This window comes from Maribellus mangrovi (genome assembly GCF_037646455.1).
GTDB lineage: Bacteria > Bacteroidota > Bacteroidia > Bacteroidales > Prolixibacteraceae > Draconibacterium > Draconibacterium mangrovi_A.
The window spans coordinates 478,401-492,581 of the sequence record NZ_JBBIXN010000001.1; the positions used below are offsets into that span (position 1 = coordinate 478,401).

Genomic DNA, 14,181 nt, shown 5'->3' on the forward strand with positions numbered 1-14,181 from the left:
AATTAATCCGATATATTTGAATCGCTTAGTTGCAACCTTCATTTAATAAATTGAAATAATTTCCTATCCCTTTCATATCAATAATTCTGAAAGATTATAACAAAAAAAAGAGGTCAAAAATTGACCTCTAAATCCTGTCTGCTCCCCTAACAGTCGGAAGTTGCAACCTAATATGTGAAAGATTGGTGTGATATACCAACTATTTTTGGATATTCTACCCTTTATTAAATGATAATATTTTAATTTTAAACGAACTAATTTTCAAGAATACAACGACTAAATCATCGATTGATGACTGTTAAAAAAAACACACAGGTTTTCGTGCTTATACTAATGTGGATACTATTGTCACCACTTTTCCTCTTTTTATCAATTAAGTGGAAAATGCCGAGATTGGCTCCACGCATCATTTTAACTATTATCGCTCCAATGACCTTATTAATCATTTCATTGACGTCAATATCAGGGTATGTGTACTATTATACATATATAAAAAGAGGTACCAAGTCTGAGATTGAAACTAAAACAGGATTGAATTTTCCGAAATTTACCATAATTGAAAAAAGACATAAAACCTTCGGTCCGGCTTTTAATGGAGATTTCTCAATGGAATATAAGGTTCAGCTTGATACCTTAAATGTTCAAGAATTCTACAAACAAATACAAAGTTCTATTGAAATCACCGATAATGAAAGAAATGACAACATTTCATATTCATGGGAAAGTAATTCTGAAGATTCATATTTCTTTAACTATTCGGATTATCAGGAGTATTTAGAATTAGAAATCAACAGATTCAATGGCGAAATGGAAATAAGATACGGTAGTTTATAGATATTGCTATAGAAGACAGTAACTTGTAAAGAGTTTAATCACAAAAATACTTTGAGATTAATAGGCATTGAATAATTAGTAGCAGTTTTATTGATAGTTAGAAGGGAAACTTAAATTCAACTTTAAAGAATTTTAACCCATCAATGAGATAAGGTTCTTGTAATGCTTCAAAATTATTAATTTCCATTAATCCTTTCTTTAATGAATCAAGATCGTTTTTAGAAATTGAAATAACTGATGAATTATTTTCATCGAAAAATACTAATGACCAAGAATCTGCACTTTCAATTTGTTTTAATGTTCTGTTCTTCATTGATTCAAGCCACTTAGGTAGAAATTCTTGTCCCATAATCAATAATTGTGAAATAGATTTTAAAATTATTATTAATTCAATTAAAGAACAAACCTCTTTCCCCGATACAATTTATTTACGTTCAAGGTATATATTGATATTTGGCTTTCTCTTATTTACATACAAACACTTGATTTTCACACAACTGTGAAAGGCGAAATAATTCCATAACTTTCCTTCAGACTTTATATAAATAGCGAAGGGGGTCATCTTCAAGAAAGTGGTAGCTCTATATACATAGGGGAACACGACTTGTTTATATTTAAACAAAAAAATCGGTTATGATTGCTGGTTGACATTCCAATCTGGGATCTTGCTTTAACCTTTAGTTTAAATATCCACGACTCTCAAATTTTAATGGATTTAGTTTGTTAGGTCTTATCTTTTACAGATTAACCGATCCAATATAATCGAACTATTTAGCTTCCCTCTTTTGATTAAAATTCATCAATGCAGATAGACTGCATAGATGGATTTTATGTTTGCATCAGAATCTCAATAAAACGAAAATGGATAATATGGGAATTGCATTATTTAGAAAAATAGGACTTGAAAAAACAAATAACTTCAATTATTCTGAAAGCACTAATGCTTTCATTGGAAATGGATACACATCGTTGGCTGGTAATACATATTTGAATGAGATCAGATTAATCGAAGGACTATTGGTTAAAGAAGATGTTGGTCAGGGATATGCACGTACGTTTATAAATGGGATTCGAATCTTCAATTTAAAGACAAAAGAATTACTATGTGAAAAAAGTTATCATTGCCAGTTTTATAGCCAATACTTCATAAAATTAGAGGTTAGAACAATGCTAAATGATCTATTGATTTCTGCTGCACAAAAGGATGGGATTTTACTTAATGAATCAGAAATTAGTGAGCAAATTGACAAATTGGTTAATACCGCTTTCTCAACCGACCAAAGACAAATGTTACTTCAGCAATCTAGAAAATATTTAAACTCATGAAATATGAAAGAGGATAATAAATCTGGGATAGAAAGAATATCTAAACCTATTGGATATAGCGAATCCACAGGGATGAATATTTATCAATCATATACTGCTAGTTCTGGATTTAATTATATGGTTGGAATGCGGGAAATTCATGATATCGTTATTGTTGAACAAATTGCAGAGGGAACAGCATGTACCTTACTTTGTGGAATTCTGATATACCACAAAAAGACCAAAGAGCTTTTAAAGGAGATTGAGGTTGGTCGTAATATCAGATATACTAGAGCCAAAACGATGGATTTAGTTCGTCAATTCCTAACCCAAACTCTATTAGAAACGTGTAATAAAAACAATGTTGAGATCGATAAAGAATATACCAAAAATTATGTCGATAAAATCTTAGACGAATGTTATTTCGCAAATAGTCGAAAAGCTATCCTTGAATGGGCTGAGTCAGTAGGAATAATAACATTAAATTGAATAATGAAAATCGCAACCAATATAAAAAGACTTGATGAATTTGGATTTCAAATAATCTTGAATGAATCAAATCAGGTAATTGGAATAAATTTGTTGTTAAAACGAAAGATTATGTTAAAACACAGGTTTAAGAACGCCAGAGAAACAAGAAATTCGTTAGAGGAAAAGGAATTGGTTCACAAATTATTAATTGAAAGATTACAACTCAATCAAACCAAAATATAAATCATCAACGAAGCTTTACGAACATTACACGAATTGTTTTATTTTTATGTTTCACTAATATTCCACATACATGAATAACACTTTCTCCTTAAAAAATTTTAGAGTTTTTGATAATGTGGGAGCTGAATTTGAGATTGCCCCAATTACAGTTCTAACTGGCTGTAATAGCTCGGGAAAAAGTTCCCTAATAAAGTCATTGATTTTATTAAACGACACATTTTCAGATCTCAAATTTAAATACCAAAACAATCAGGAATATCGAATTGAAGACTTTTCGTTAAATTTTATTGAAGGGAAACACAAGTTAGGCTCTTTCAAAGATACATTGTCCAGATACTCAAATCGTGATAATATTGTTTTTTCATATTCCAAGTACTCAAATCTACTAGCTTCTAAAATTAATGTTGAATTTTCTTTTAATTTCAAAAAGGAAGATCTATTACAAAAAGTGGATTTGGACTATATCAAGATATTCAAAGAAGATGTTGAATTATTCCATCTAGATATAAAAAATAATTACACTTTGAAGGTGAATGGAATAGAAATGAAAAAAGACTTCTTTGATTTCATTGATAGAAATGATTCTTATAACAGGTTTGTAAAAGACGCTGGTATATATCAAAATTGGGACAGCAAGAGAGGTTTTACTGATTTTTCATCCTATAAAAATGGCTTGGATTATCAAACTTTTGAATTATTTGAAAGCATCATTAATTCAAAGAATAATATTATGAATAGAGATGGTGCCAGCACATTTATTGACTCCATTAAAGATATAAATACGAAAGAAGGATTACTTTTTCCGCTTACACTTCTTGATATAATTGATGAAGCAAAAGAAGATGACATAGATGTATGGTTCATGGAAAAAACTGAAGAATTAAAAAAGAAAATCACAGATGAAAAAGGACAAGACGGTTTTGAGAGATTGAGGGAAGGATTAATACTTATTGCTAATGATTTTAAAAATAGCGGAAAATTAGATTTTAGAGAGTACTATCAAAGTAAAGAGAATGAATATTTACTTATGGAAGGAAAATGTGACAGTAAAATATTAAGAATTCTCCAAGCAATAAATAACCAAAATACAACCTTTTTAAGTTTAGTTCATCAATGTTATATGACCATGGACAATCCACCTTGGAATTCTGTGAACCTAACTGTGGAGCCAAGCATGGGATATCGAGAATACAAAAAGATTATGTTAGTCCCCCCGGCTGATTTCGAAACTTTTTACCTCTTTTTGGTCATTTTTAATACCTATCTTGACGAACAATTTTGTCAAGACAGAATAAAAGGAGATGTTTTCTTCACCGACCCAGCAACACAAGAATATATTGAATATGTAACTACAAAAGAATTGAACGCTGCAAGGAGTTTTTATGTTGCAGTACTACAAGAAACATTAATCGAATTACCTTCTTTCCTTTCGAACTTAACTTTTATTGAAGCCATTAGAGCTGACATGCACAGGAAATATTCATTGAAGGGGAAAATGTCCTTTTTTTCAGAATTAATAAGACGCTATATGACAATAATTGATGAAAGGTCAAGAAGTGATCGTAAATTGGATACTAAGAACAATAACTCATACAAGGAAGGGACCTTTTTAAGAAAATGGTTGAATAAGTTTGATATTGGAGAAGATATTAGTTTTAAAGTTACCGAAGATGGAACAGAAGTCGAAGTGTACATTATTAATGGAGATAGAAAAACTTTACTAGCTGATGAAGGGTACGGCATTACGCAATTACTTCCAGTCATTATGCAAATTGAGTTAAATATTATTGACTCAATTATGAAAGAGATTAATCATCCATTAATAATTAAACCGTTATCTCGTTATAAAAAATCAACAATTGCAATAGAAGAACCTGAAACAAATCTTCACCCAAGATATCAGTCATTATTCGCAGAAATGATTGCAGATGCGAACAAAGATTATAACATAGAGTTTATTCTTGAAACGCATAGTGAATACTTTGTAAGGAAGCTACAAACACTAGTTGCAAAGAAAGAACTATCTCCAGAAAATATTTCTCTTAATTACATTTTTAATTATGACAAAACTAAGCGTCCTAACGGTAAACCTCAAGTACAAAATATTCAAATAAAAGATGATGGCCGACTAAGTGAACAATTTGGAACCGGTTTTTTTGACGAAGCTGATAATCTTGCAATGGATTTATTAATCATTAAATCATTGAATTAGTTATGGATAAGCCAAAGGTCTATTGCGAGTTAGATTTTTATACAAAATTTCTTAAATCAATTCCCGACACAAACGATCTTTCTGAGGATAAAATTCATCAATTAACAAAATGGATTACTATAAATAATTTCATCAGTAAATCTAATCTTCAAATAGATACATCAGTTTCTAATTTTCATGACCTATGTAAAACTCAACCATGGATGCTCAGGCTATGGAAAAAATCAGCTAATGGAGAATGTGATATTGATTTTAATTCCAGCGACTTTCCTAATCTTGAAAAATTTGAGGATGCAATTGCAACAAACGCTAATTTCCTTTCTTCAATATTTCTTTCTACTGTACCTTCAGGTTTGTGTAATGAAATTGAAAAGAATTATGGTGTAAAAGTTTTTAGTATTGAATCTTTATATGAAAATCTCCTACTATCTTCTACACATATTGAAACAATTGACAAAGGGACCAAATCTCATTCAAATTGGGATTTTCTCTCTATCTTCAAACATCCTTGCAATACTTTGATTCTGGTTGACAATTACTTATTAAAGAACATTGATGATATTGAAAATAATTTAATTGATATTCTGGATAAGATAATCCCTGTAAATCTTAAAATCCCTTTTCATATATCCATCTTTACTAAATCCGAACATAATAATACCGAACGTCTTGAAAAAATCAAAAAGAATTTATCAAAGCTTAGGCCATCCATAAATTTCAAAATCACAATTCACAAATTGAATGGTGAATTTCACGATAGAACTTTGTTGACCAATTATTTAATACTCGAATCAGGTATTGGATTCGATCTGTTTACCAAAAGAGGAGCGAAACAACAAACTAGGATTCTTGGTTATTTTCTTTGGACAAAAACAGATACTAACCAAGATATTCCTTCAACTCATGAAATGCTTGTTAAATCTTTAAAAAAGATTTTCAATAATTCTTGTTCAACACCATATTTAACGAACTATTGGGGAGATAATGAAAATAGGCTGTTCGAGGCTTAGATTGTAATAAACCTTTCTGATTTTTAAAATGGTAAGCTATCATCTGTCGGACTATCGAAAGGATCAAATGGTTCTTGTCTTTTATTCTCATAGGGTTTTCTACTAATATTTTTTGACCCAGCATTTAATCCATATTCGTTTTCTTCATCTTCCCAACAATTAATCACCAATGTTCCACTCTTTATCATATGAAGCATTAAATTACGATGTTGCTCATCAGAACCTAAAAAATCAAGAAACTCATTTACAATTTTCTCCGGTAATTCATGAAGCAATGTATCCTTGTCAATTCGATATCTTTTCAACACCTTATCTTCGACTATTGTGCTTTTAAGAATCTCAAAACAATCTTCATTGTGTTCTTGGTGTATTATTTCAACTTTCTTCTGAGTCATTTTCTCGTGATTATTTTATACTAGTAATGGTTAAACTCCCTTTGTCATCCTAGCTCTAAAGAAGCTATCATAAAAGTTATTTCCCATGTTGAATATAAATAAATTCAATTGAGCCCTTGTAATAGCTGTATATATTAACTCTACTGTTTCAAACTGATTTTCTAATATTTCTGGTTCAATTAAAACAAAAATTGTATGGGATTCCCATCCTTTAAAACTATGAATAGAAGAAAGCTTTGTAGTGCCCGTTTTCATCCAAAAATGATTCTTTTTATTTCTCCTTACATTTTCAATTCTTTTCTTAAATGTTTCTTCACCGGTTATTTCCTTTTTTAATTTCTCCCATAATTCTTTTGTTTCAAAAGTTGTTGTGGTCTTTTCCAGTAATTTTGTTCTAATGAGATAGTCGATTTCTCTTAAATAATCAACAGTAGCAGAGAGGATACATACATCTGATGGATGTATGTTGAATCCTTTGACTAACTGAGAATATTTAAGAAATAAATCATTACTTGTAATTTCAAAACCAAAATTAAAATACTGCAAAATCTTTTGATCAAATTCAAATGTTGGATTCTCTAAAATCTGTAATTCATCAATTGAATATTTTCTGGATAGTAACTCATTTTGAAACTGGATAGCCAGCCGACCAATTTCATTAGCAAAGCGTTTAGAAGTATTTAATGATTTATTCCAATTCCCGGGTATCGTTTTTATTACGGGCTCATTATTTTCATCCAGCGGTCTATTGTATATATTCTGCTTTTCATCTCCAAATACAACGAATTCACCACCTTCCTCTAAAAAAAACTTAGTTATTATTTCAAGCCAGTTTGTCGAATAATCTTGGATTTCATCTATTAAAATCACCGAATATTTCTTTATAATATCCTTTACTGGTTCAAAAAAAGTGGTGTCATTGAATGGCTGCAAAGACCTAATTTCCAAACCATAATTATTGGCTTCAGCCTTAAAAAATTGATGATAGTTTGTTATATAAAAGTCATCCCATGGGAAATCCTCTCTCACCTCATTAATTCTATCGTGAATATAATTTTTAAGAGATAAATTATAAGTTAAAATCAATACCGTTGAATTGGTTCTAAGGTATGCATTTACTGCACGCTTAGCAAGTACAAACGTTTTTCCACTCCCCGCTAATCCCTTAATCTTTCTTCTCGGTTTCTGCTCACTTCTTACTAATTCCTCTTGTTGTTTCGTGTAAACTATCGACTTTCCTTCTTCTTTCATATGAAAGGGCGGTTGCAAGTATCTTCTGATCTCGTGGTATAATTCATCATCGAATAACCTCGATGGTCTATTTAACCTTGTTACACTTAGAAAATCCATTAACTTCTTATTCGTTAACGAATCTTTTCCCCATCTGTGAATATACTTTACAAAAGTTCTATAATTAGTATATCGTTCCGATTCAAAATTCTTAATAAGAAGATTATCTAATTTATGCTCATATTCATTATGAAAATATACAACGGTACTGATAATCGCATTATAATATCTATTATTGATTTTCTTCTCTAAAAGATTATTTACATGTAAATCAAGTAGATTGTCTTTGTAGCTTTTAACTTGGGATAAAGGAGACTTAATCCTTGCATCATTTTTTTTCAAATACCAATCAGTATTTTCATCAATATAGTAATTATCAAGATCCCAATCTTTAACTTCTATAATAGCAATACCAGCGTTTCTTTTTAAAATTACTATGTCTGGCCTGTCACCATTGATGAAAGGTTGGAAGAAGATCTCAAACTCAGAACTTAAATGTCTATCCAAAAATGTCAATAAAACAAGTTCCCCTTCTGTCGGTTTTTGATGAAGTTTTTTAATCGTTGCTAAATCCGGATATATTGATGCCATAAGTTTTAAATAGTAATTTGCGATTAGGAACAGATAAAAAGTCTAACAGTTGTTTATATTCTATAATTTAAAAAATCAGGGTTAATTATTTATGTTCCAGAAATATCTTTGAAAAAAGATCATCTATGAAAAAGATGATATCCTTTTTTGTTATTTCTATGTTCTCAGTTACCATGTTAGCATGAGCAATTTTTCGGTTTCGAATAAAACGGTATTTACAAATTTGGTCTAAGATCTTCGTATCAATCTGATCAACGTAGTAGAGGACTAAAACTATTCGAACTATTTGGGAAGCATATTTGACATTGTAATCAAAGGTTTTGTCACTCTTTTTTCTGGCTCTCCTTGATTCATAAAAGTCAATACCGACAAATATATCATTTTCATCTGCTGCCATCATTTCTGAATAACGACCTTTCCGAGACTCAAATTTCGTTAATGGCTCACTATGATTATAGTTTAGAACATTATCATTTTGTTTATTATATATTTTCCAAGTAGCTTCAAAAATCCCAAATAAATTCGCATAGTTTTCAAGTATTTGATAACTTAGAAGTAAAGCGGTTTTAGATAACGTTTTATAATCTAAAAATAATAAATCAAAAATTTCATCTAACAGACCACCATCAGAAAAAACTGAATCTCTAAAGTCTTGCTCTTTAGTGTCTATATTTTTTTTCGAGATAAGCCAATTATTATTCTTTAACTTTTCCTTTTTGTCAAATAAAGACGATAAGAATACTCTTGAACTTGCCAATTTAAATTTCCTTTCAAATTCAGCAAATTTCAAATAGCTCCCTTCCCTCGATAAACCGTCAAGAGGATTCTCCTTTTCAATATACCCAGTAACGCCTAAATCTGAACACAACTTTGAATTTTTAAGCCTCTGGGATGCAGTAAAAACTAGGATTTGTATCCCCGGATTTTGTTTCTTAATCTTTTTGATAATTTGAATCCCTGAGAACTTTTCATTGTCAGAAATCTCAAAATCATCATCGCATAACCGTAGATCAATGATAAATAAATTAAATCCTTCTTGAATCTTTTTTTCTATTTCTCGGTAAACCTTTTGTAATAATTGTTCTTGACTTTCTCCTTTTTCAAATTCATCATAAAATTGAAAACTATCATGATAGTCTTTGAATATCACTTTATCAAATATATCCGCCCAACCTTTATTCGCTTCGTCATCAATGTAGTAAATTTTAGATGTCTGTGAATTTTCAATTTTCAGATCTTTTTTCGTTTTCTTTTTAAATCTTTGTCTAGCACCATTTATAACTTCCAAATATTTGAAATATAAAAAGTGTTTTACTTTAATTTTCCTTATTATTTCATCGTACAGGTTAGCATCAATGTTTGCCATTTCAGCCCAACGGAGAATTCCCCATTCATTTGTAATGCTATGATGAGAAAAATAATTCGCAGGTGGTTCGATTTTTATTCGTTCAAGAAATTTCTGATATTCTGAAGGACTTATTTTATTACTATCTAAACCTGACTTCCAATTATCCGTTATCCAGCTATATTGCTTTTGAATAGTTTCAACATCCAACTTCTGTGTAGTGAAAATACCTGATGTGAACAAAATATTTCCAAAATCAGAAAGCTTAGCAATCTGTTCTTTAGTTTCTTGTCCGATAAAAACAATTGGGCATTCAGAATGATTTAATTCAGGTGTTAGACGAATATGTAACGATACTCTAAGTCCAGAAAACTCCAAATAGTTATCCTTTGATAAAGTATAAGGAACAAAAATTACATTGAAATTCTTATTACTTAAAGCTTTCGACAATAACTTATGAGCCTCATTGTCAAAAGAATATTCAGGGTCTAACATTGTAGTTAAAGGAATATTAAATAGAAACTGGTGCTCAAATGAATCAATTAACTTAGTAGGCAAGTTATCGTTATGTATCAGTAGTGCATTCATAATGAGGAAATTATCGAATTAATTTTCTCGTCCAAATTATCAATAGACTCAGGAATTATCTTTTTAATTGTTTGTAGATTTATCAAAAGTTCTTCCTTTTTATATAAGTCACCTTCATTTTCATACAGCTTTTTATAATTTCTATATTGAAGCATAAATGAAAGTTTCCAACTATCCCCGTATACTAGTTTCAATAGATTGGTAGATGCAACTTTTTTATAATCTCTCAAAAATGGAAGAAGTAGATTGGAATAGAAGTCTTTTGAATTTAATATCAACAACTGGAATCCTTCATTACTATAACTTATCTGACTTATCCCACCTGTAAATAGAATAAGATCTTTTTGATGACTTTTACAATAATCTAATAATTGTCTTAGCCCTTCAGAATTTAATGCAGATTTATGAATTGAAATTAAATTTGCGGACTCCAATTCTTGTGAAATCTCAGAACAATTTAATTTTTCAATTATTCTCCGGATTGGTAGATTGTCGCTACTTACCAATTCTTTTAATTCAGCAATTTCTTCTGTACTCAGGAAATGCTTCTGACGACCTATTCTATCCTCAATTAGTAATATATTTTTCATAAGGGGAATTGTAATATAAACTTAAAGCCTCGTGATTCTGAATCTAAAGCATTTACTTCTGGTACCCAACCATTGGCTTCAACTCCTTCATATAGGTAATCAATTTTTGCTGAGACTATGTTATTCTGACTATCCCGAAATTTTGATTCGATGGAAAAATCACACAAACTTGTTAATACAGTTCTCAAAATCGCCAAATCTCCAGATTCTTCTTTTAGGCAAATTTTTGTATGATCTAACTCTTTTAATGAAAATGAATCTTTATGCAGAATTTCGATGCTTAGATAATTCAGATTATCTTTTTTAACTATTAATGAATTAATAATGACATCATGTTTCTCGGCTCTCGACTTGATCATCTTAAAAATTCGCCTTAACGCAGTAAGGATATATTCAGTATTTGTGTAAAAACTCCTTCCTTTCAAGCTTTGTAATCCCGTATCATCAACATTAAAGTTATTGAGTTCAGTTTCTATTAATAATTTTACTTCAATGAATAATTTGTTATCCCTAAATTCTATTTCATCCTTGAATACATTTACTACATCTTCAAAATATTTAATGGTCTTACCTTTGATTCGAACTTTCGGAATTAAATCATTTGACAATTCCATCGACATTGGTTTTATTCCATTGTTTTTTAAATCAAAATTCTCTTTACTCCATTGTTTAATAATATCTGGATATTGCCAGCCAATTTTTATTTTATATTGCCCCCAACCAAATACTTTGTTACCATCCTTTTCTAATTTCGTTAACTCTTTTTGAATTAGAAAAGGATAAACTTTCCCCCAATATAAATTAGAACTATAATGCTGCAAATCTGTTAATTTATAATCCTTAATGTCTGAGTCCAAACCTTGAATGAAATCTTCATATTTCAAATATTTATCTTCATCCCAAAGGTGTGTGCTGAATTTAATATGACAGTTGTCTTTCGTAAATAATTTTAACCAATTAACCACTTTTTGAGGAGAGTGCTTTTTTTTGTTTTCAATTATTCTTTTCTCCACATCTTTCTTCGTAAATTCTATTTTATTCTTATCTGTTGTTGCGTTTCCCTGTAATTCAGGCTTAACGATAGAACTTACTTCAGATGGTAACTCAATTTTATTCTCAATTATCTCTAGTCGCTCCAAGATCTCCTTGTTACTAATACTTGATTTTTCAATTTCTTGACCTATTAAACTTATCAGCTTCTGTCCCGTTTTAACATCAATTTTCTTTTTAAAACTATAATCAAGTAGGTTTTTGATAAATGTTATTTTATTATCAACCCCATATTTTAAATTATTAATAATTGTACTTGATCTTTGATCGGAATTTTCTGATTTAATGCTATTGCTTTGGAAGTCAACTTTCTTCTCAGTCTGCTCCACAACAAGTTCTTCATCTGATGATATGTCAATGATTTTTTTTGTCTTAGTTTCTGTGGGTAAGTCATCTATGAGAGCAGAAAAGTTCTCACATAAAGCTTTTAAATCTAGATGTTCTTTGTATTCCTCATCTGATATATTAGGTAATAAAACATTAAAAGAACCCCTTTCGTTTTGTCTATGTTCTATTTTGTAAAAGTGATCAAAAGGCTCAAAAAGTGATATTATTTCAGCAGATTTATTCGCCAGCTCCTGTTTGAATTTCTTTGAGAATTTCTTTGCCACGTCAAAATTCTCTCTCAACCTCAAAAGATCCGAGATTTTTTCAAATCCTACTACTCTTAATAAATCGGAATATTTTTTGAAATCAGTCTCACTAATCCATACCCCCTCGATATTTTCATTACGTTGAATGAAAACCTTATAATTATTTATGTCATTACCGAATTTGTCTTTAAAGGTTTTTTTTAAAATAATCTCAAGAATCATTTATTGTGTTATTAAATTACCATATGTCTCAATTGCTTTTTCAATACCTTCCTTATCCCACAAATCAAGAATACTCTTGACTTCATTAGATTGGGATTGTAATTTATCGAAACGTTTTTTTAATTTTTGATATGTGCTATCATTCATTCCTTTTACCATTTTACAATATTCTAATTTACCATCTAGAACATTGATAAAATTTGGAATGCCTTTTTTAACGTATCCTTTGTCTGCCAAATAATCTCTTTTAAAGATTTCTTCCGCTTTTTCAAAACCATATTTCTCCCAATAATAGATCCACATGCGGATTTGTTTGATATATCTTCGCCTTAAATTAACCTTCTCGTTTACCACAAGACCTGTAACCTCTTGACGATAGAAATGTCCTTGCAACCGCGTTTTATTTTTGTTTAAAATTAAATTTTGGTCTTCCTCAATTATTCTATTTAACTCTTTCTGAAAATCCTCATCATTGAAATTATTAACATTAGAAGAAAATGTAATGTCATCAGCATAACGACTATAATTCATATTGAACCTTTTTGACAATCCATTTAATCTTCTATCCAAGTTTTGACATATTATATTCGTTATTGTAGGTGAAGTTGGGCTTCCCTGAGGTAAGACAGTTTTCATTTCACCATTTACTAAAAATGGATGGGTACACATGCTTGATATTATAAACGCTAATGGTTCTAATTCACCTCTCAAATTAAAAGGCTTATTCATAAAAGCAAGCTTTACTCTATTCCTGTCAAAAGAATGGAAGAAATCCTTTATATCAATATTATATACAAACCTTTTGTTTATATGAATTTTAGCATTATCCACAATGGACTTATTTCTAACGAATCCTGTTGCAGCTTTATGAGGCTCATGAATACATTGAAATATGAAATTCATGATTTTCAAAATTGATTTTAATCCTTTAACTGGCGAATTTATTAATCGCTCCCCACCATTCTTTTTTCTGACACTAAAAGACGTATATCTTTTTTTACAAATTTCTGGATTCGAATAGTAATTGATGCTCTTAATATCAATAGGGATTGTTTTTTCCCCGTAGTAAACGTCTTTTGCAAGATTTATAAGTTCCAATAAATCTTGCTTCGTTCTAATTGAAGCAAATTCTTGTTTTACTCGTTTGATATCTTCGGGTTCGATTTTCATAGTGCTCAGTCTAGCATAAGTTCTTTGAAAAACCTGCCGATACTCTTTACGTATGGATAATTTACCAATTACGGTTTATAGTAATACAATACTATGTTTAGTGGGGGTTTTGGATTAACAGCTATAAAGCTATAAATATGTTAAAGGATATTTGCTAATAGTTCCAGACAAATTCCTCACTAACTTTCATCCCGATAAATCGGGAAACCATGCCGATCATTGTTTATTAAATATAAACCAGCATGCTGTTTCAATATCTTTTTGGCAGGTAA

General features: G+C 30.1%; 12 protein-coding genes. 5 read left to right on the forward strand and 7 right to left on the reverse strand.

Going from position 1 to position 14,181, the window contains the following annotated elements; genetic code table 11:
- Positions 1–291: 291 nt before the first annotated feature.
- A complete protein-coding gene (locus WFY05_RS01720; RefSeq protein ID WP_340110991.1) occupies positions 292–834 on the forward strand; it encodes a hypothetical protein in 543 nt (180 codons plus the stop codon).
- Positions 835–931: 97 nt separating this feature from the next.
- On the opposite strand, the gene WFY05_RS01725 is transcribed toward WFY05_RS01720, so the two are convergent.
- The gene (locus tag WFY05_RS01725; protein ID WP_340110992.1) at positions 932–1,183 is read right to left on the reverse strand and encodes a hypothetical protein; all 252 of its coding nucleotides are present in this window, start codon (positions 1,181–1,183) and stop codon (positions 932–934) included.
- Between the two features lie 512 nt (positions 1,184–1,695).
- On the opposite strand from WFY05_RS01725, the gene WFY05_RS01730 reads away from it, so the two are divergent.
- From WFY05_RS01730 to WFY05_RS01745, 4 genes are all read left to right on the forward strand, one after another.
- Positions 1,696–2,160 (forward strand): hypothetical protein, encoded by a 465-nt coding sequence (locus WFY05_RS01730; RefSeq protein WP_340110993.1) that lies wholly within the window; start codon positions 1,696–1,698, stop codon positions 2,158–2,160.
- A 3-nt stretch (positions 2,161–2,163) separates the two neighbouring features.
- On the forward strand, positions 2,164–2,628 hold the full coding sequence (locus WFY05_RS01735) for a hypothetical protein (protein ID WP_340110994.1): 465 nt from the start codon (positions 2,164–2,166) through the stop codon (positions 2,626–2,628).
- 295 nt (positions 2,629–2,923) lie between these two features.
- On the forward strand, positions 2,924–5,065 hold the full coding sequence (locus WFY05_RS01740) for an AAA family ATPase (protein ID WP_340110995.1): 2,142 nt from the start codon (positions 2,924–2,926) through the stop codon (positions 5,063–5,065).
- A gap of 2 nt (positions 5,066–5,067) precedes the next feature.
- A complete protein-coding gene (locus tag WFY05_RS01745; RefSeq protein ID WP_340110996.1) occupies positions 5,068–6,075 on the forward strand; it encodes a hypothetical protein in 1,008 nt (335 codons plus the stop codon).
- A 23-nt stretch (positions 6,076–6,098) separates the two neighbouring features.
- Here the strand turns inward: WFY05_RS01745 and WFY05_RS01750 are convergent, their stop codons facing one another.
- The 6 genes from WFY05_RS01750 to WFY05_RS01775 form a co-directional block, all read right to left on the reverse strand.
- A complete protein-coding gene (locus tag WFY05_RS01750) occupies positions 6,099–6,470 on the reverse strand; it encodes a hypothetical protein (protein WP_340110997.1) in 372 nt (123 codons plus the stop codon).
- A 30-nt stretch (positions 6,471–6,500) separates the two neighbouring features.
- Positions 6,501–8,351 (reverse strand): UvrD-helicase domain-containing protein, encoded by a 1,851-nt coding sequence (locus tag WFY05_RS01755; RefSeq protein ID WP_340110998.1) that lies wholly within the window; start codon positions 8,349–8,351, stop codon positions 6,501–6,503.
- An 85-nt stretch (positions 8,352–8,436) separates the two neighbouring features.
- On the reverse strand, positions 8,437–10,284 hold the full coding sequence (locus tag WFY05_RS01760; protein ID WP_340110999.1) for a hypothetical protein: 1,848 nt from the start codon (positions 10,282–10,284) through the stop codon (positions 8,437–8,439).
- The gene (locus WFY05_RS01765) at positions 10,281–10,874 is read right to left on the reverse strand and encodes a hypothetical protein (RefSeq protein ID WP_340111000.1); all 594 of its coding nucleotides are present in this window, start codon (positions 10,872–10,874) and stop codon (positions 10,281–10,283) included. Before WFY05_RS01765 ends, WFY05_RS01760 begins: the two co-directional genes overlap by 4 nt.
- Complete coding sequence (locus WFY05_RS01770; RefSeq protein WP_340111001.1) at positions 10,871–12,739, reverse strand: hypothetical protein; 1,869 nt, start codon at positions 12,737–12,739, stop codon at positions 10,871–10,873. Before WFY05_RS01770 ends, WFY05_RS01765 begins: the two co-directional genes overlap by 4 nt.
- Positions 12,740–13,909: a reverse transcriptase family protein gene (locus WFY05_RS01775; RefSeq protein ID WP_340111002.1), complete on the reverse strand. Its 1,170-nt coding sequence runs from the start codon at positions 13,907–13,909 to the stop codon at positions 12,740–12,742.
- Positions 13,910–14,181 lie beyond the last annotated feature (272 nt).

What these genes read in the sequence shown, in the direction of transcription:
- WFY05_RS01720 (WP_340110991.1), top strand. Translation starts at nt 292, where the DNA reads ATGACTGTTAAAAAAAACACACAGGTTTTCGTGCTTATACTAATGTGG.
- WFY05_RS01725 (WP_340110992.1), bottom strand. Translation starts at nt 1,183, where the DNA reads ATGGGACAAGAATTTCTACCTAAGTGGCTTGAATCAATGAAGAACAGA.
- WFY05_RS01730 (WP_340110993.1), top strand. Translation starts at nt 1,696, where the DNA reads ATGGATAATATGGGAATTGCATTATTTAGAAAAATAGGACTTGAAAAA.
- WFY05_RS01735 (WP_340110994.1), top strand. Translation starts at nt 2,164, where the DNA reads ATGAAAGAGGATAATAAATCTGGGATAGAAAGAATATCTAAACCTATT.
- WFY05_RS01740 (WP_340110995.1), top strand. Translation starts at nt 2,924, where the DNA reads ATGAATAACACTTTCTCCTTAAAAAATTTTAGAGTTTTTGATAATGTG.
- WFY05_RS01745 (WP_340110996.1), top strand. Translation starts at nt 5,068, where the DNA reads ATGGATAAGCCAAAGGTCTATTGCGAGTTAGATTTTTATACAAAATTT.
- WFY05_RS01750 (WP_340110997.1), bottom strand. Translation starts at nt 6,470, where the DNA reads ATGACTCAGAAGAAAGTTGAAATAATACACCAAGAACACAATGAAGAT.
- WFY05_RS01755 (WP_340110998.1), bottom strand. Translation starts at nt 8,351, where the DNA reads ATGGCATCAATATATCCGGATTTAGCAACGATTAAAAAACTTCATCAA.
- WFY05_RS01760 (WP_340110999.1), bottom strand. Translation starts at nt 10,284, where the DNA reads ATGAATGCACTACTGATACATAACGATAACTTGCCTACTAAGTTAATT.
- WFY05_RS01765 (WP_340111000.1), bottom strand. Translation starts at nt 10,874, where the DNA reads ATGAAAAATATATTACTAATTGAGGATAGAATAGGTCGTCAGAAGCAT.
- WFY05_RS01770 (WP_340111001.1), bottom strand. Translation starts at nt 12,739, where the DNA reads ATGATTCTTGAGATTATTTTAAAAAAAACCTTTAAAGACAAATTCGGT.
- WFY05_RS01775 (WP_340111002.1), bottom strand. Translation starts at nt 13,909, where the DNA reads ATGAAAATCGAACCCGAAGATATCAAACGAGTAAAACAAGAATTTGCT.